Raw genomic sequence first — 17,747 nt, 5'->3', positions numbered from 1 at the left:
CGGAGCCTCCTCCGCCTCCTCGACCACGGGCGCGGCCTCGGCGACCGGAGCCTCGGGAGCGGCGACCGCACGGGTCGCACGGCGACGGGCACGCGGAGCCGGAGCGGCCGGAGCCTCCTCCGCCTCCTCGACCACGGGCGCGGCCTCGGCGACCGGAGCCTCGGGAGCGGCGACCGCACGGGTCGCACGGCGACGGGCACGCGGAGCGGGAGCGGCGGGCTCCTCGGCGACGGCGGCCGGGGCCTCGACGGGCGCGGCCGGGGCGGCGGCCTCGGCGGCGGGGGTCTCGGGAGCGGCCACGGCGCGGGTCGCGCGGCGGCGGGTACGAGCGGGGGCGGCGGCCGGAGCGGCCTCCTCCACGGGGGCGGCCTGGGCGGCCTCCGTCACCGGGGTCGCCTCTGCGGCGGTGGCGCCGGGCGGCCCGGCGGGCCGGGAAGCGGCGCGGCGACGCCTGCGCGGAGGCAGGTTGTCACTCGGGCTGCTGTTGTCGGCGTTGCCGGCGGTGGTGTCGTTTTCGTTGTTGAGCATTGCGGGCGGTTCTCCCGTCACGCTCCCGGGCGCCGCGGCTGACTTCCGGTCCGGCACGGCTCCGCGTAATGAGCGCGGAACCGGCCTCCGGGGCGCGTTCGCCACACGGGAGCTCAGTTCATGGCCGCCGGTTCCGTACGTGTTGTCCGTACGGCCTGGCGGAAGTCTTCAGGTCAGTGCGCGGCCCGACCCAGGTGGCTCCCGAGTGCCAGGGCTGCGCGACGACGACGTTCCTTACGCGGCGGGACCTTCCGGCGCCTTCGCGTCGGCGGCTACGGCGGCCGTGGGTGGAGCGGCCGTATCAGCCTCGCGGTCGGGCGCGAGCGGGTCGGTCACCGTGCCGGACTCCTCGTCGAAGAGCCCCTGCGCCAGCCTGGTCACCGCTGAGGGGACCGGCGGCGCCAGGTCGGCCACAGCTCGGAGACCGGACAGGACGTCGTCGGGTCGCACGGCAGGTGTCAGATGCCGAACAACCAGGCGCAGTATCGCACAGGCATTGTCCAGGGGCCTATCAGCCGGGGCGGGAAGGGCCTCCAGGGTGACGACGGCGCCGCGCGTGTCGAAGGTCCTCATGCCGTTCTTGGTGCGGCGCTGCACCTCCACGGTCTCGGCGGCGAGGAAGGCCGCCACGGCCCGCTCAGCCTCGGCGGGCTCCACGCCGTCCAGGCGCAGCTCCCACACGGAGGCGGTGAGCCGGTCCGCGAGGCCCGAGGTGCGGGCCTCCACGGCGTCGATGATGTCGAGCCCGGTCGGCATCGACTCGTCGAGCAGCTCGCGGAGCTTCTCGGGGTCGCGGGACTCGGCGAGGGCGATCTCCAGGTACTCGGCCTCGCTGCCGGTCCCGGTCGGGGCGGCGTTCGCGTACGAGACGCGGGGGTGCGGGGTGAAGCCGGCCGAGTACGCCATCGGCACCTCGGCGCGACGCAGGGCCCGCTCGAAGGCGCGCTGGAAGTCGCGGTGGCTGGTGAACCGGAGGCGGCCGCGCTTGGTGTAGCGCAGTCGGATGCGCTGCACCACCGGTGCGGGAGGCGGGCCTTCGGGCTGTCGCTTGCCCAGTGGTTCTTCTCCTTGTGCGGGGCTCCGCGGCTCGCGCGTCGCCCTGAGCGTCTGTGGGACCTGCCGGCCACGCCCGGCCTCCGGCTCACCCCTGCCGTTCGTGGAGGGAGATCTCGGGAGCGGGCGTGTTGCCTGCGGCTGTCGTCCTACCCAGAGTACGCGCCCGTGACCTCGCCGGTTCCCGGGGAGGAGGACCGAAGAGGGCCTGCCGTACGGAGGCTCGCGCCTCCCGCACCGCGAGGCGCGAGCTGCGCCACACCTCGCGGACGAGGTGTCCGGCGGGAGTCAGTACGTGCCGGTGGACCCAGGCGGCGGGGCGGGCGACGAGGCCGCGCCACAGCCGGAGGAGTCCGCGGCCGATGGCGCGGCTGACGCGGCCGGCGAGGTGCCAGGCGGCGGCGACGAAGTGCCCGAGGGGCGTGAGCACGTACCGGTACAGGCCCCGCGCCACCCAGGCCAGGCCGTGTCCGAGGGGGGTCAGCAGATAGCGGTACGTCCCGACCGCGGCCGGGACGGCGACGTACCGCCACAGCGCGACCCACGGCCACACGAACACGGCCTTCGCCAGCCAGCCGGACGCGACCCCGGCGCTCCGGGCCAGCCAGGCCAGGGCGTGGCCGGCCGGGGTGAGGACGTACCGGTACAGCCCGCGCGCCAGCCAGGCGACGCCCAGGGCCGGCGGCACCAGCAGGTACCGGTACGCGGCGGTGAGCGTCCAGGCGACCGCGCCGCCGACCGGCCGCAGCAGGTACCGGTACAGCGCGGCGGCGCCGGGAACGAGCACGTACCGCCACAACGCCACCCACGGCCACACGAACAGGGCCTTCGCCAGCCAGCCGAGCGCCAGCCCGAGGGGGACGAGGACCCGGCGCCACAGGGCGGCGCCGACGGGCACGAGTACGTACCGCCCCAGCGCGGCCCACGGCCAGTAGAAGACGGCGAGGGCGAGCCATTTCAGGACCAGTCCCGTGCCCCGGGCCAGCCAGGCCAGTCCGTGTCCGAGCGGGGTCAGGACGTACCGGTAGAGCCGGGCGAACAGCCAGGCCACCGCGTCGCCGGCCGGGCGCAGGGCGCGGCGGTGCACGCCGCGAGCCCCGAGGACCAGCAGGTCCCAGGCCATCCGCAGCGGCAGCACGATCACGACGGCCAGGATCCGCACCGGGATCCGGACCACCGCGAAGACGCACCCTCGGCCGTCGGGTTCGGGTTCGTGCCGGCCGTGTTTTTCCAGGTCCATGCACGTGACGACGCACGAGGGGCCCGTGCCGTTGCACGCGGGACCCCGCGATCAGCCGAATGAAGATGCCCCCCACCGTTCCCGGTGAGGGGCATCTCGCGGGCGCAGTCAGCCCGAGGTCACTTCACGACCGACAGCGGCAGCAGTTTCTTGCCGGTCGGGCCGATCTGGATCTCGGTCTGCATCTGAGGACACACGCCGCAGTCGAAGCACGGGGTCCAGCGGCAGTCGTCGACCTCGGTCTCGTCGAGGGCGTCCTGCCAGTCCTCCCAGAGCCAGTCCTTGTCGAGACCGGAGTCCAGGTGGTCCCAGGGCAGGACCTCCTCGTACGTGCGCTCACGCGTCGTGTACCAGGCGACGTCCACGCCGTACGCGGGCAGCGTCTTCTCCGCCGCCTCCATCCAGCGGTCGTACGAGAAGTGCTCGCGCCAGCCGTCGAAGCGGCCGCCCGACTCGTACACGGCGCGGATGACGTCGCCGATGCGGCGGTCACCGCGCGAGAGGAGGCCCTCGACGATGCCCGGCTTGCCGTCGTGGTAGCGGAAGCCGATGGAGCGGCCGTACTTCTTGTCGCCGCGGATCTTGTCGCGGAGCTTGCCCAGACGGGCGTCCGTCTCTTCGGCCGACAGCTGCGGCGCCCACTGGAACGGGGTGTGCGGCTTCGGCACGAAACCGCCGATGGACACCGTGCAGCGGATGTCGTTCTGGCCGGAGACCTCGCGGCCCTTGGCGATGACATTGACCGCCATGTCGCCGATCTGGAGCACGTCCTCGTCGGTCTCGGTCGGCAGGCCGCACATGAAGTACAGCTTCACCTGACGCCAGCCGTTGCCGTAGGCGGTGGAGACGGTCCGGATCAGGTCCTCTTCCGAGACCATCTTGTTGATGACCTTGCGCATGCGCTCGGAACCGCCCTCGGGGGCGAAGGTCAGACCGGAGCGGCGGCCGTTGCGGGTCAGCTCGTTGGCCAGGTCCACGTTGAACGCGTCCACACGGGTCGACGGCAGGGACAGGCCCACCTTGTCGTCCGTGTAGCGGTCCGCGAGGCCCTTGGCGATGTCGGCGATCTCGGTGTGGTCCGCGGAGGACAGCGACAGGAGGCCGACCTCCTCGAAGCCGGTGGCCTTCAGGCCGCGCTCCACCATCTCGCCGATGCCGGTGATGCTTCGCTCCCGCACGGGGCGCGTGATCATGCCGGCCTGGCAGAAACGGCAGCCGCGGGTGCAGCCGCGGAAGATCTCCACCGACATCCGCTCGTGGACGGTCTCGGCGAGCGGGACCAGCGGCTGCTTGGGGTAGGGCCACTCGTCGAGGTCCATGACGGTGTGCTTGGACACCCGGTACGGGACACCCGACCTGTTGGGCGCGACGCGGGCGATGCGGCCGTCCGGCAGGTAGTCGACGTCGTAGAAGCCGGGCACGTAGACCTGGCCGGTCCTGGCCAGCCGGAAGAGGACCTCCTCGCGCCCGCCCGGCCGCCCCTCGGCCTTCCACGTGCGGATGATCTCGGTCATGTCGAGGACGGCCTGCTCGCCGTCGCCGATGACCGCGCAGTCGATGAACTCCGCGATCGGCTCGGGGTTGAAGGCCGCGTGGCCGCCCGCGAGGACGATCGGGTGGTCGACCGTGCGGTTCCTGGCCTCCAGCGGGATGCCCGCGAGGTCCAGCGCGGTGAGCATGTTCGTGTAGCCCAGCTCCGTGGAGAAGGACAGGCCGAACACGTCGAAGGCCGAGACCGGGCGGTGGCTGTCCACGGTGAACTGCGGCACCTTGTGCTCGCGCATCAGTTCTTCGAGGTCGGGCCACACGCTGTAGGTGCGCTCGGCGAGCACGCCCTCGCGCTCGTTGAGCACCTCGTAGAGGATCATGACGCCCTGGTTGGGCAGCCCGACTTCGTACGCGTCCGGGTACATCAGCGCCCAGCGGACGTCGCAGCTCTCCCACGGCTTCACCGTGGAGTTGAGTTCACCGCCGACGTACTGGATGGGCTTCTGCACGTGCGGAAGCAGGGCCTCAAGCTGAGGGAAGACCGACTCGGTCATCACGCGACTTTCGTGAAGCGGGCAGGGGGCAGCTCTCAAGCGTACCCCGAGGCTCAGCCGCCCCCACCCACATGATCATCCCAGCGCCGCCCTGAGCCCCGGCTCGGAGGCCTTCGCCCAGATGTCCGGAAGCTCCCGTTCGCGCCGCGCGGCCAGGGACTCCTCGTGGGCGTAGAGCACGCCCCAGGTGAACGCCGACTCCCCCGCGCCCGTCGCCTGGACGGCGAGGCCCTGCAGGGCGTCGCGGGCGACCACGCTGTCCTGGTGGTCACCGAGCAGGGACTGGACCGCCTTCATGGCCTTGGCCAGGCGTTTCGCCGGTTTGCCGAGCGCGGGCGTGGCCGCCTCCGCCGCGTACCGGGCGCGTTTGGCCGCCTTGCGGGCCTCGTGCAGGGCCAGGTCGCGCTCGTGGCCCTCGGCGAGGGCGAGCGCCGTGCCGACCCGGTCGGCGAGGCGCTCGTAGTCGCGCAGGACGGCCTTGGGCAGGACGCGCTCCGCCCGCCCGTGGGCGGCCTTGCGCAGCGGGGGCTCGTCCAGCACGGCGTCGAGGGAGTCGAGCAGGGTGATGTAGCGCGCGCTGTCGAGCGCGGCCAGGGCCCGGCGGCGCGATCCGGAGCGGCGGGTGGCGTTCCACGTGCGCAGCCGACCGCGGACCGGGCCGAGCAGGAGGGTGCGCGGCAGCTCGTCGAGGCGGGTCTGGATCCGCTCCAGCAGGACCTCCTGGTCGCGGTCGACGCCCAGTTCGGCGGCGAGCCAGCGCAGTTCCTCGCCGAGCGGGTCGGTGACCGTCCGGTCCAGCACCTTGCGGTACGTCTTGAAGGCGCTGCGCAGGCGCCGGGTGGCGACCCGCATCTGGTGGACGGAGTCCGGGAGGTTGCGCCGCACGGCCGGGTCCTGGGCGATCAGGGCGTCGCGCTGTTCGCGCAGGTACGCCAGCACGTACGCGCCCGCCGTGCCGTCGGAGCCGTGCTGCCCGGGCCGGGCCGGCGGCGCCGAGCCGGTCTCGGCCAGCGCCCGGCCGAGCTTCGAGGGGGCGTCGGAGACCTTGAGCCCGGCCTTGCGGAAGGTCTTCTCGACCGCGTCGAGCAGCCCGGGATCGACCCCGTCGGCGAGTTCCACCTCGACCTCGGTCCAGGCGGCGGTCGCCTCGCCCCGCTCGGCCCGGACCGTGTCGGTGCTCAGTTCCGCGAGCAGGGCTCCGCCGGCGTCCAGGAGGTGGCTGACCCGGCGCGAGGAGAGGAGCCTGACCTGCGGCTCCAGTCCGGCGGTCCGCACCCGGGAGCGGAGCAGGGCGGCCAGCGGGCGTGGGACCGTGTCGCTGAGCGCGGCCCCGATCTCGTCGCGCACGCCCGGGGAGACGGGCAGTTTGAGGTGCCAGCCGGCGTCGGCGCCGCCCGTTCTGCGCCGCAGGGTGAGACCGTCGGCCGCGAGCCGCTGGTCGGGGGTGTCGTAGTAGACGGCGTCGAGGTCGACGGTGCCCTGGTCGGAGACGGCCGCGATCGCGGCCGTACCCGTCAGGTCCGGCACTCCCCGCCGGGCCGACTTCGCCTGAGAGAACTCGAATTTCCGCTCGATCTCGCGCTTCGTGTCCGCCATAGACCGAACTTAGTCCTGAACGGATCACGGCGGCAGGGTGAACGGAGCATCAGGCCGACAATGGCCGTTGCACCTTGATCGACTGCAACAGCCCGACGGCCACCCACACCGCGAACATCGACGAACCTCCGTACGAGACGAAGGGCAGCGGGAGCCCGGCCACCGGCATGATCCCGAGGTTCATCCCGATGTTCTCGAAGGACTGGAAGGCGAACCAGGCGATGATCCCGGCGCACACGATCGTCCCGTAGAGCTCGGTGGTCTCCCGGGCGATCATGCAGGCCCGCCACAGGATGACGCCGAGCAGCAGCAGGATCAGCCCGGCCCCGACGAAGCCCAGCTCCTCCCCCGCCACCGTGAAGACGAAGTCGGTCTGCTGCTCCGGCACGAACTGGCCGGTGGTCTGCGAGCCCTTGAACAGTCCGGATCCGGTCAGCCCGCCGGAGCCGATCGCGATGCGCGCCTGGTTGGTGTTGTAGCCGACACCCGCGGGGTCGAGCTCGGGGTTGGCGAAGGCCGCGAAGCGGTTGATCTGGTACTCGTCCAGGACGCCCAGCTGCCATATCAGGACGGCCCCGCCCACGCCCGAGCCGATCAGGCCCAGCACCCAGCGGTTGGAGGCGCCCGAGCCCAGCAGCACGCCGAGCACGATGACGACCATGACCATGACGGACCCGAGGTCGGGCATCAGCATGACGATGCCCATCGGGGCGGCCGCCAGGCAGAGCGCCTTGACGACCGTGCGGTGGTCCGGGTGGGTGAGGTCGCCCGCGTCCACCCGCGTGGCCAGCAGCACCGCCATGACCAGGATGATCGTGATCTTCACGAACTCGGAGGGCTGGAGGGAGAATCCGCCGCCGATCACGATCCAGGCGTGGGCGCCGTTGATGGTGGCGCCGAGCGGGGTGAGCACGGCGAGGATCAGCACGAGCGAGAGCCCGTAGAGGACCGGCACCGCGCCGCGCAGGGTGCGGTGGCCGAGCCAGACGGTGCCGATCATCAGCACGAGGCCGATGCCGGTGTTCAGCGCGTGCCGGAGGAGGAAGTAGTACGGGTCCCCCTGGTTCAGGGAGGTCCGGTTGCGGGTCGCCGACCACACCAGCAGGGCGCCGATGAAGGACAGGGCGAGCGCGGAGAGGAGTATCGGCCAGTCGAGCCGGCGCACCACCGAGTCGCGGGCGGTGAGCTTGGCCATCCCCCCGCGCTCGGGCGCGTACCGGGAGACGGAGAACTTGTTGGCGGTCTGCATGTCGGTTTCGGTCCTAGGGGGTGTCTTGCCGATCAGGCCGGATCAGGGAGCGGTGTCTGGTGCGTGCGATCGCAAGGCCGAGGATGGGGGTCCCCCCGGACGGAGTCTGGGGGAGAGTCGACGCGGTGGGGGCACCTCCCAGCGGTAGCTGGGGGACGTCGGCGACTGACGACAACGCGGCGAGCGTGCGTGCCAGGCGACGCGAGCCCGGCCTGATCGGCAAGACACCCCCTCAGTCCTGCCGCACGGGGGGCGGGGCGGGCGGCCCGGCGAGCACGGGCGGCGCCAGCTCCTCCGGGGACGGCGGCACGTACGGCCGGATCTCGGGGGAGTCGATGGAGCCGTCGGGGCGGATCCTGGGCAGTTTCGCCTCGGGCTTCAGCAGCAGGGCCTTCTTCAGGTCCTGCTTGCCTTCCATGTCGAGGCCGTAGATGGCGTTGTAGATGTTGCGGACGGCGGGGCCGGAGGCCCCGGAGCCGGTGCCGCCCTGGGAGATCGTCATGACGATCGTGAAGTCGTCGGTGTAGGTCGCCAGCCACGAGGTGGTCTGCTTGCCGTAGACCTGTGCGGTGCCGGTCTTGGCCCGCATCGGGATCTTGTCCAGCGGCCAGCCGATGAACCGCCAGGCGGCGGTGCCGCCGGGCTCGACGACCATGCGCAGGCCCTTGTCGAGGTCGCCGATGGTCTGGGCGTCGATCGGCAGCCTGCCGTGGGCCTTGGGCTTGATCATGTCGATGCGCTTGCCGTCGGGGCTGACCACGGCCTTGCCGACCGTGGGGTCGTAGAGGGTGCCCCCGTTGCTGATGGCCGAGTAGGCGGTGGCCATCTGGATGGGGGTGACGAGAACGTCGCCCTGGCCGATCGCGAAGTTGATGCTGTCGAAGGCCTTCAGCTGGTTGCCTTCGAGGCAGCTCTCGTAGGCGATCTGCTCGACGTAGGTGCCGCCCTTCTTGCCCTGCTTGCACCAGGAGTCCTTGTTGGCCGCCCAGAAGCTCTTCTTCCACCGGCGGTCGGGGATGCGGCCGGTGACCTCGTTCGGCAGGTCGATCCCGGTCTCGGAGCCGAAGCCGAACTCGCGGGCGGTCCGGTAGAACCAGTCGTGGGCGTCCTTCCTGGGCTTGAGGCCGCCGTCACGCTGCCACTCCTTGTGCCCGAGGGCGTAGAAGACGGTGTTGCAGGAGAACTTGAGGGCCTCGGCGAGGGTGATGGGGCCGTGCCCCTTGGACTCGAAGTTCGCGAAGCTCCGGCCGCCCATGTTGTAGGAAGCGCTGCAGTTGTACTTGTCGTCGAAGGCGTAGCCGGCCCGCACGGCCGCGCTCGCCGACACCACCTTGAAGATGGAGCCCGCGGGGGCCTGGCCCTGGATGGCCCGGTTGAGCAGCGGGTAGTTGGAGCCCTTGCTGGTGAGCCTGGCGTAGTCCTTGCCGGAGATGCCGCCGACCCAGGCGTTGGGGTCGTAGTCGGGCTGGGAGGCCATCGCGACGACGCGGCCGGTCTTGGCCTCCATGACGACGACGGCGCCCGAGTCGGCCTCGTACTTGCGGCCGGTGATGTTGTCGGTCTCGTGGCGGACCGTCTTCATCGCCTCCTGGAGCTCGTACTCGGCGACGGCCTGGACCCGGGCGTCGATGCTGGTGACGAGGGTGGACCCGGGCACGCCCGGGTCGGACTTGGTCTGATGCATGACCCGGCCGAGGTTGTCGACCTCGTACGAGGTGACTTCCGCCTTGCCGCGCAACTGCTTGTCAAAGGTGCGTTCGAGTCCGGAGCGGCCGACCTGATCGGAGCGCAGATGCGGCGAGTCCGTGTCCTTGGCCTTCTGGATCTCCTCGTCGGTGACCGGCGAGAGGTAGCCGAGCACCTGTGCGGTGCGGCCCCCGCCGGGGGCCGGGTAGCGGCGGACGGCGGTGGGCTCCGCGGTGATCCCGGGGAAGTCCTCGGGGCGTTCGCGGAGTTGCAGCGCCTGCTGCGTGGTGGCTTCGAGGGTGATCGGAATCGGCTGGTACGGGGAGCCGTTCCAGCAGGGCTTGGGGGTCGTGGAGTCGCAGAGCCGGACCTTTTCGATGACCTCCTTGGGGGTCATGTCCAGGACGTCGGCGAGGCGGGTCATGACTCCCTTGCCCCTGTCCTTCATCTTCATCAGCGCCGTGCGGCTGGCCGAGACGACGAGGCGGGTCTCGTTGTCGGCGAGCGGGACCCCGCGGGCGTCGAGGATCGAGCCGCGCACGGCGGGCTGGACCACCCGCTGGACGTGGTTGCTCTTCGCCTCGTGGTAGTACTCCGCGCCGTTGCGGATCTGCAGGTACCAGAGGCGCCCGCCGAGGGTGACCAGCATCGAGAGGACGAGTACCTGGATGATGACGAGCCGGATCTGCACCCGGGAGGTGCGGCCGGTCTCCGGAACGTTGGTCACGCCTGCTCCTCCCTCACAGCTTCTTGATGCTCTTCACACCCTTGACCGCCTTGACGCCCTTTATCCGGCCGGCCCGGTTGGCGCGGACGCGCGCCGTCTTCATCCGCAGGCCGCCGCGCTGGCTGCCGATGCGCAGGCCGGTACCGCCGGCCAGCCAGCCGGAGGAGACGTCGGCGGCCTTGTTGGAGGGGCCGCCGCCGGCCTCGACGGCCATCGGGTCGTTCTCGGCGCGCCGGGCCAGCGCCATGATGAACGGCACGGTGAACGGCGCGAGCAGCAGGTCGTAGAGGGTGGCGGTGAACAGCAGCCCGGTCAGCCCCACGTGGCGGGCGGCGGTGTCGCCGACGAGGGCGCCCACGCTCGCGTACAGCAGGGTGGAGCCGATCGCGGCGGCGACGACGGTGAGCATCGGGCCCCAGGCGGAGCGGAACCGCCCGCTGTCGGGGCGGACCAGGCCGGCCACGTAGCCGATGACGCACAGGACGAGTGCGTACCGTCCGGCGGCGTGGTCGGCGGGGGGTGCCAGGTCGGCGAGGAGGCCTGCGGAGAATCCGATGAGGGCGCCGCTGACGTGCCCGTACACGAGTGCGAGGGCGACGACGGTGAGCAGCACCAGGTCGGGCACGGCGCCGGGGAGTTGGAGCCGGCCCAGGACGGTGACCTGGACGACGAGCGCGACCACGACGAGGGTGGCCGAGAGCAGGATCCGGTTGAAGCGCATGGTCGGTCTGCTCCTACTCGTCGTCCGGCTTGCCGGGCACACTGGCGGACCCGGACGGGGTGACCGTGACGGTGACCGTCGGGGTGGGCTTGGGAGCCTCGGGCTTGGGCGGCAGGACGGCGTCGCGCGGGTCCTCGCGCGGCGGCATCACCACGACACCGACGATGTCCAGGCGCGAGAAGCCGACGAACGGGCGCACCCAGACCGTGCGGGTCAGGTCGCCGCGCGAGGGGTCGACCTTGACGACCTCGCCGATCGGCACGCCGGGCACGAACGGCTTGTTGCCGCGCGAGCCGAAGGTGACCAGGCGGTCTCCGGGGCTGACCTTGGCCTTGCCGTTGAGCATCTGGACGGACAGCGCGCGGTCGCCCTGGCCGGTGGCGAAGCCGAGTTCGCCGGTCTTCTCCAGGCGGGTGCCGACGGTGAAGTCGGGGTCGTTGGCGAGGACGACGGTGGCGGTGTCGGGGCCGACGGTGCTGACCCGGCCGACGAGTCCGTCGCCGTTGAGGACGGTCATGTCGCGCTCGATGCCGTCCTTGCTGCCGGCGTCGATGGTGACGGTCCAGGAGAAGCCCTGGGCCGCTCCTATGGCGATGACCTCGGCGCCCTTGATGCCGTACTGTCCGGCGCCGGCCCGCTTGAGCATCTCGTCGAGCTCGTGGATGCGGCTGCGGGTCTGCTCGTCGCTGCCCAGTTTGGCCTTCAGGGCCGCGTTCTGCTTCTCCAGCACGGCGATGCGGTTGTGGCGCTCGCCGGAGTCCCGTACCGCCCCTATGGCGTTGGCGACCGGGTCGACGGCCGTGGCCACGCCCTTCTCGACCGGGCCGAAGACCGCTGCCGCGGCCTGCCGGGCACCGTCGACCGGCGACTCCTCGCCTGCCCTGATGTCCACCGTGATCAATGCGAACGCGATGGCGATCAGAAGCACCAGGAGCAGCCGGCTTTCTCGTGTGTCCCTCACGTGCGGCGGCCGTGCCTTCCTCGTCGGAATGTTGTTTTGCCTGTATATCAACGATCCGCCGCACGGGCCCGGTAGCGCCCGTACGGCGGATCCTTGTGTGTTCCGCATGGTCCCTCCGGCTCGGAGGGGCGTGTGTCAGCGACGGGGCTGGGCGTCCAGGACCTGCTGGAGCGCCTCGAACTCCTCGACGCACTTGCCGGATCCGAGGGCGACGGAGTCGAGCGGGTCCTCGGCGATGTGGATGGGCATGCCCGTCTCCCGGCGCAGCCGCTCGTCGAGGCCGCGCAGCAGGGCGCCGCCACCGGTCAGGACGATGCCGCGGTCCATGATGTCGCCGGAGAGCTCCGGCGGGCACTTGTCGAGGGTGGTCTTGACGGCGTCGACGATGGCGTTGACGGGCTCCTCGATGGCCTTGCGGACCTCGGCGGCCGAGATGACGACCGTCTTGGGCAGCCCGGAGACCAGGTCGCGGCCGCGGATCTCGGTGTGCTCGTCCTTGTCGAGGTCGTACGCCGACCCGATGGTGATCTTGATCTGCTCGGCGGTGCGCTCGCCGAGGAGGAGCGAGTACTCCTTCTTGATGTGCTGGATGATCGCGTTGTCCAGCTCGTCGCCGGCCACCCGGATGGACTGTGCCGTGACGATTCCGCCGAGGGAGATGACGGCGACCTCGGTGGTGCCGCCGCCGATGTCCACGACCATGTTTCCGGTGGCCTCGTGGACGGGCAGGCCCGAGCCGATGGCGGCGGCCATGGGCTCCTCGATGATGTGCACCTGGCGGGCGCCGGCCTGCGTGGACGCCTCGATGACGGCGCGGCGCTCCACTCCGGTGATGCCGGAGGGGACGCAGACCACGACGCGCGGGCGGGCCAGGTAACGGCGTTTGTGGATCTTGAGGATGAAGTACCGGAGCATACGCTCCGTGATCTCGAAGTCGGCGATGACGCCGTCCTTGAGGGGCCGTACGGCGACGATGTTGCCGGGCGTGCGCCCGATCATCTTCTTCGCCTCGGAGCCGACCGCCAGAATGCCGCCGGTGTTCGTGTTGATGGCGACCACGGACGGCTCGTTCAGGACGATCCCCCGGCCCCTCACGTACACCAGCGTGTTGGCGGTCCCGAGGTCGATCGCCATGTCACGGCCGATGAACGACATGTTGTTCCCCTTGTTCCCCATGAGGAGCGTCTGGCCTTCCAGTTGATAGCGGCTGCTGTCAGGTCGGCGAGGTGGGTGTGTGGGTGGAGGCCCCATCGTAGTGCCGGGAGTACGGACACCGCGCGACGGGACTCCGGCAATCCCGCCGGAATGGATACCCGCCCCCTTACTGGTGACGACGTGTCCTGCCCAGGCGTTCCCGGTATCGCCCGGAAATACCGCAGGGCGACCGAAATTACTTCGGTCGCCCCAGGTCATGAGCGCTGTTTGGCTGATGTCACGTCAGAAAAGAGTGCTCACGGAATATTCACGGAATGGTCAGAGAGCGGGGAAGAACAGCTTCAGCTCGCGCTCTGCGGACTCCTCGGAGTCCGAGGCGTGGATCAGGTTCTCCCGGACGATGCTCCCGAAGTCACCCCGAATGGAGCCCGGCGCCGCGGCGATCGGGTCGGTGGGTCCGGCCAGCTGGCGGACACCCTCGATCACGCGTTCCCCTTCGACCACCAGGGCGACGACCGGACCACTGGCCATGAAGCCCATGAGGGGCTCGTAGAACGGCTTGCCCTTGTGCTCGCCGTAGTGCGCCTCAAGCGTGTCCTGGTCCAGCGTGCGCAGCTCCAGCGCGGGGATGGTCCAGCCGGCCTTCCGCTCGATACGGCCGATGATCTCGCCCACCAGACCGCGACGGACGGCGTCGGGCTTCAGCAGGACGAGGGTGCGCTGGGTCATGTTGCGGCTCCTTGCGGCATACGGGTGCGGTAGGACGAATCTACAGGGCCGTGAGGGTGACCCGTCACGCAGCGTCAGGCGCCCCGGGGGCCGCCGGCGCCTCCTGCGCGGCCGCCCAGCGGGCCTTGATCGTGTCGATCTTGCGGCCGTAGTGCACCGAGCACCACCACAGGGCGGCGAACACCGCACCGAGGAAGAACATCGTCGGGACGACGAACCCGCTCGCGATCAGGCCGATCTGCAGGGCCCAGCCCAGCTGGACCGCCCCGGGCCGCGACAGCATCCCGCACAGCAGCACCGACAGCACCATGCTGACCCCGCACACCGTCCAGACCGCCGCCTGGGTCAGGTCCGGGTCCTTCATGGCCACCAGGCCCGCGAAGCCGATCACGAAGAACTCGCCGATCAGCGTGCTCGCACACAGCGTGCGCATCCTCAGCCCCTCTTCAGCAGCAGGCGGGCCTCGCCCACCGTGATCACGGAACCGGTCACCAGGACCCCGGCCCCTCCGTACTCGGCCTCTTCCTCCGCCAGGGTGATCGCCGCCTCCAGGGCGTCGTCCAGCCGCGGCTCCACCTGCACCCGGTCCACGCCGAAGACCTCGACCGCGACGGCCGCCAGCTCGTCCGCGCCCATCGAGCGGTGACTGGAGTTCTCCGTCACCACCACCTCGGCGAAGATCGGCTCGAAGGCCTCCAGCACCCCGCGGACGTCCTTGCCCTCGCTCGCGGCCACGACCCCGATCAGCCGGCTGAAGCCGAACGACTCGGTGACCGCCTCCGCGGTGACCACCGCGCCCGCCGGGTTGTGCGCCGCGTCCAGGACCACCGTCGGGCTGCGCCGCACGACCTCCATCCGGCCCGGCGAGGTCACCGAGGCGAAGGCCTTCCGTACGGTGTCCAGGTCCAGCACGCGCGCGTGCTCCTGGCCGATCCCGAAGAAGGCCTCGACCGCGGCCAGCGCCACCGCCGCGTTGCGCGCCATGTGCGCGCCGTACAGCGGCAGGAAGATGCCGTCGTACTCGCCGCCCACACCGCGCAGCGTCAGCTGCTGCCCGCCGACCGCGACCTCGCGCGAGACCACGCCGAACTCCATGCCCTCGCGGGCCACGGTCGCGTCGACCTCGACGGCCTTCTTCAGCAGCGCCTGCGCCGCGTCCACCGGCTGCTGCGCCAGGATCACGGTGGCGCCCTGCTTGATGACGCCGCCCTTCTCCAGGGCGATCTCGCCGGGCGTGGAGCCGAGCCGGTCGGTGTGGTCCAGGCTGATCGGGGTGACCACGGCGACCGAGGCGTCGATGACGTTGGTCGCGTCCCAGGTGCCGCCCATGCCGACCTCGATCACGGCCGCGTCCACCGGAGCGTCCGCGAAGGCCGCGTACGCCATTCCGGTGAGCACCTCGAAGAACGACAGCCGGTACTCCTGGGCGGCGTCGACCATCTCCACGTACGGCTTGACGTCCTGGTACGTCTCGACGAACCGCTCGGCGGTGATCGGCGCCCCGTCGAGGCTGATCCGCTCGGTGACCGACTGCACGTGCGGGCTGGTGTAGCGGCCGGTGCGCAGCTCGAAGGCGTTCAGCAGGGCCTCGATCATGCGGGCCGTGCTGGTCTTGCCGTTCGTACCGGTGACGTGGATGGAGGGGTACGCGCGCTGCGGCTCGCCGAGGACGTCCATCAGCGCGGCGATCCGCGACACGGACGGCTCCAGCTTGGTCTCGCCCCAGCGGGTGGCGAGCTCCTGCTCCACCTCCTGCAGCGCCTTCGCGACCTCCGGGTCGACGGGCGGGGCGGGCACCGGGTCGCCCTGGGGCGGACCGGCCTGCGCGCGCAGGGTGCGGCTGCCGGCCTCGATCACCGCCAGGTCGGGGTCGCGGTCGGACTCTTCCGCGATGATCTGGTCGAATTCGTCAGATCCATCGAAGGGGCTGTCGTGGCTATCAGGGCTATCGGGCTGCTGCTCACTCACGGAGCCCAGTCTACGGACGAGGACCCGCGGGACCTTCGGCCCGGGCGTTTCGGGCCCTTCGGCGAGCGGGGCGACCAGATCGTTATGGAAGCCTTGCGGGCAGGAGATTGGGGAACAAATGCCGCAGGCCAGCATCAACACGACAGCTTCCAGCCGCGACATAGGGGTGGACCTGGGGACCGCCAACACCCTCGTCTACGCACGGGGGCACGGAATCGTCCTCAATGAGCCGTCCGTGGTCGCCGTGAAAGCGGGCACGACCACCGCGCTGGCCGTCGGGGCGGAGGCCAAGGAGGCGATCATCGCCGCCGTGCGCGCCACCCTGGAGGACTGCCCGCCGGAACTGTCCGGCGACGTGATGGAGCACGGCATCGTCCTGACCGGCGGCGGCGCGCTGCTGCCCGGCCTCGACCTGCGGATGGCCTCGGCGACCGGCATCCCCGTCTTCGTCGCCGACAACCCGCTGGACTGCGTGGCCCTGGGCTCGGGCCGCTGCGTCGAGGACCTGGACACCCTGGGCGGCCTACTGGCCCCGGCGAAGCCCTGAGGGGGTGTCTTGCCGATCAGGCCGGGCTCGCGTCGCCTGGCACGCACGCTCGCCGCGTTGTCGTCAGTCGCCGACGTCCCCCAGCTACCGCTGGGAGGTGCCCCCACCGCGTCGACTCTCCCCCAGACTCCGTCCGGGGGGACCCCCATCCTCCGCCTTGCGATCGCACGCACCAGACACCGCTCCCTGATCCGGCCCGATCGACATGACACCCCCTAGTAGTGCTTTGTCGGGTCTGGGCTTCGGCCCCCGGCGCCCTCACTCGGCGGCGCCGGGCTATGCCCGCGACCTGCGGCTGAGGGCGTCGGCCCGCCGCTGCCAAAGCGCCAGCCCCGTCGCATCGCCCCTGGTCAGCGGAACCCGACAAAGCACTACTAGGCCTCACCGCGGGGCAGGGTCGCGACCACCTCGTACGAGTCCTCCGTACGCGTCGCCGTGAGCTCGCCGCCCAGGCTGCGCACGCGTTCGGACATGCTCGCCGTGCCCGAGCCCGCCGAGACCGGGGCCCGGCCGGGGGTCCGGGCGGGCAGGGCGTTGCTGACGGCGATCCGCAGCCGCGGGCCGTCCGTCTCGATCGACACCTCGATGGTCTCGCCGTGCGCGTGCTTGGCGGCGTTCGTCAGGCACTCCTGGACCACCCGGTAGACCGCCGCCTGCCGCAGCGGCGACAGCGCGTGCGCGTCCGGATCCAGGGCGAGCCGTACGGGCGAACCGGCCCGGCCGCTCTCCTCCGCCAGCGCCGGCAGCCCGTCCACCCCCGGGGTCGAGGCCCGCTCCCCCCGCTGGACGATGATCTCGTTGAGCACCAGGTGGGCCCGGCGCGCGGTGTCGGCCAGCTCCTCGAAGTCCTTGGCGTACGCCGTCTCGCGCGCCCGCGTCGACAGCACCTCGGAGCGCACCGTGAGCAGGGTCAGTTCCCGCCCGACGAAGTCGTGCACGTCGCGGGCGACGAACGTGCGCTCCTGCTGGACGGCCTGGAGCACGGCGGACTCGGCCCGCCGGGCGGTGAGCTCCGCCACCAGGTCGTGCCGGTAGGCAGCGATGCCCACGGCGGAGGCGAGCACCCCGATGGGCACGACCAGGCTGAGGAAGGAGCTCAGGCTCTCCACCCTGGGCTCGGGCCAGCCCGGCACGCTGAACACCAGCAGCGCGAAGGCCACGTACCCGAGGGTGGCGAGGATGCCGGCCCGGCGGCCGCGGTAGCGGCCGACCGAGTAGAGGGCGAACTGGATCAGGGTGAGCTCGTGCAGCCAGCCGATGAACAGCAGCGCGGCGAGGTACGAGATCCACGGCGCCCGGCGCCGCAGCAGCAGGGTCGAACAGCCGACGGCGAGCACGACGGCGGCGAGCGGCCCGTTGAGGGAGTTGTCGGCGGCGGCGAGGCCGGGGAGGTCCAGCGCCATCAGGGCGAGGCAGCTGAGGGCGGTGAGCACGTCCAGCGCCCGCCGTGAGCCGGCCCAGCTCTCGGTGAGCCGGCGGCCGGAGGCCACGGCCCGGTGGAGCGCCGAGGCGACGGGCTGGACGTGCATGCCCTCCATCATCCGT

14 protein-coding genes and 1 pseudogene are annotated in these 17,747 nt (G+C 71.3%); 1 reads left to right on the top strand and 14 read right to left on the bottom strand.

Annotation, left to right across the window (positions count from 1 at the left end; translation table 11 throughout):
• The 13 genes and pseudogenes from ACGFYQ_RS01765 to ACGFYQ_RS01705 all read right to left on the bottom strand — a co-directional run.
• Positions 1-528, bottom strand: a pseudogene (locus ACGFYQ_RS01765) (ribonuclease E/G); the annotation flags it as partial.
• A gap of 234 nt (positions 529-762) precedes the next feature.
• Positions 763-1,542 carry a TIGR03936 family radical SAM-associated protein gene (locus ACGFYQ_RS01760; RefSeq protein WP_393738833.1) on the bottom strand — a complete coding sequence of 260 codons (780 nt, stop codon included), beginning with the start codon at positions 1,540-1,542 and terminating at the stop codon, positions 763-765.
• A 127-nt stretch (positions 1,543-1,669) separates the two neighbouring features.
• Positions 1,670-2,821: a hypothetical protein gene (locus ACGFYQ_RS01755; protein ID WP_393738831.1), complete on the bottom strand. Its 1,152-nt coding sequence runs from the start codon at positions 2,819-2,821 to the stop codon at positions 1,670-1,672.
• Positions 2,822-2,940: 119 nt separating this feature from the next.
• Entirely contained in the window at positions 2,941-4,866 is a 1,926-nt protein-coding gene (locus ACGFYQ_RS01750; protein ID WP_393738829.1) for a TIGR03960 family B12-binding radical SAM protein, read from the bottom strand.
• Between the two features lie 72 nt (positions 4,867-4,938).
• Positions 4,939-6,459: a CHAD domain-containing protein gene (locus ACGFYQ_RS01745; protein WP_393738827.1), complete on the bottom strand. Its 1,521-nt coding sequence runs from the start codon at positions 6,457-6,459 to the stop codon at positions 4,939-4,941.
• 49 nt (positions 6,460-6,508) lie between these two features.
• Positions 6,509-7,708: a rod shape-determining protein RodA gene (gene rodA, locus ACGFYQ_RS01740; RefSeq protein WP_393738825.1), complete on the bottom strand. Its 1,200-nt coding sequence runs from the start codon at positions 7,706-7,708 to the stop codon at positions 6,509-6,511.
• Between the two features lie 232 nt (positions 7,709-7,940).
• Positions 7,941-10,121: a penicillin-binding protein 2 gene (gene mrdA / locus ACGFYQ_RS01735; protein ID WP_393738823.1), complete on the bottom strand. Its 2,181-nt coding sequence runs from the start codon at positions 10,119-10,121 to the stop codon at positions 7,941-7,943.
• 13 nt (positions 10,122-10,134) lie between these two features.
• Positions 10,135-10,842: a rod shape-determining protein MreD gene (gene mreD, locus ACGFYQ_RS01730; RefSeq protein WP_393738821.1), complete on the bottom strand. Its 708-nt coding sequence runs from the start codon at positions 10,840-10,842 to the stop codon at positions 10,135-10,137.
• 13 nt (positions 10,843-10,855) lie between these two features.
• Positions 10,856-11,803, bottom strand: coding sequence for a rod shape-determining protein MreC (mreC, locus tag ACGFYQ_RS01725; protein ID WP_393738819.1), 948 nt, complete (start codon positions 11,801-11,803; stop codon positions 10,856-10,858).
• A 135-nt stretch (positions 11,804-11,938) separates the two neighbouring features.
• Positions 11,939-12,958, bottom strand: a complete 1,020-nt coding sequence (locus tag ACGFYQ_RS01720) for a rod shape-determining protein (protein WP_008738981.1) — start codon at positions 12,956-12,958, stop codon at positions 11,939-11,941.
• Positions 12,959-13,276: 318 nt separating this feature from the next.
• Positions 13,277-13,687, bottom strand: a complete 411-nt coding sequence (gene ndk, locus ACGFYQ_RS01715; protein WP_393738817.1) for a nucleoside-diphosphate kinase — start codon at positions 13,685-13,687, stop codon at positions 13,277-13,279.
• A gap of 64 nt (positions 13,688-13,751) precedes the next feature.
• Positions 13,752-14,120 carry a DUF4233 domain-containing protein gene (locus tag ACGFYQ_RS01710; protein WP_393738815.1) on the bottom strand — a complete coding sequence of 123 codons (369 nt, stop codon included), beginning with the start codon at positions 14,118-14,120 and terminating at the stop codon, positions 13,752-13,754.
• A gap of 2 nt (positions 14,121-14,122) precedes the next feature.
• Entirely contained in the window at positions 14,123-15,655 is a 1,533-nt protein-coding gene (locus ACGFYQ_RS01705) for a bifunctional folylpolyglutamate synthase/dihydrofolate synthase (protein ID WP_393738813.1), read from the bottom strand.
• A 118-nt stretch (positions 15,656-15,773) separates the two neighbouring features.
• Here ACGFYQ_RS01705 and ACGFYQ_RS01700 point away from each other — a divergent pair, with 118 nt between their 5' ends.
• On the top strand, positions 15,774-16,202 hold the full coding sequence (locus ACGFYQ_RS01700) for a rod shape-determining protein (protein WP_393738811.1): 429 nt from the start codon (positions 15,774-15,776) through the stop codon (positions 16,200-16,202).
• Positions 16,203-16,576: 374 nt separating this feature from the next.
• Here ACGFYQ_RS01700 and ACGFYQ_RS01695 read toward each other — a convergent pair whose 3' ends face one another.
• Positions 16,577-17,731, bottom strand: coding sequence for a sensor histidine kinase (locus ACGFYQ_RS01695; protein ID WP_393738809.1), 1,155 nt, complete (start codon positions 17,729-17,731; stop codon positions 16,577-16,579).
• Between the last annotated feature and the right edge of the window lie 16 nt (positions 17,732-17,747).

The sequence above is a fragment of the Streptomyces sp. NPDC048258 genome (assembly GCF_043201995.1).
Classification (GTDB): Bacteria; Actinomycetota; Actinomycetes; order Streptomycetales; family Streptomycetaceae; genus Streptomyces.
Note: the sequence above shows the minus strand (reverse complement) of the source record. Positions and strands in the feature narration are given on the sequence as shown.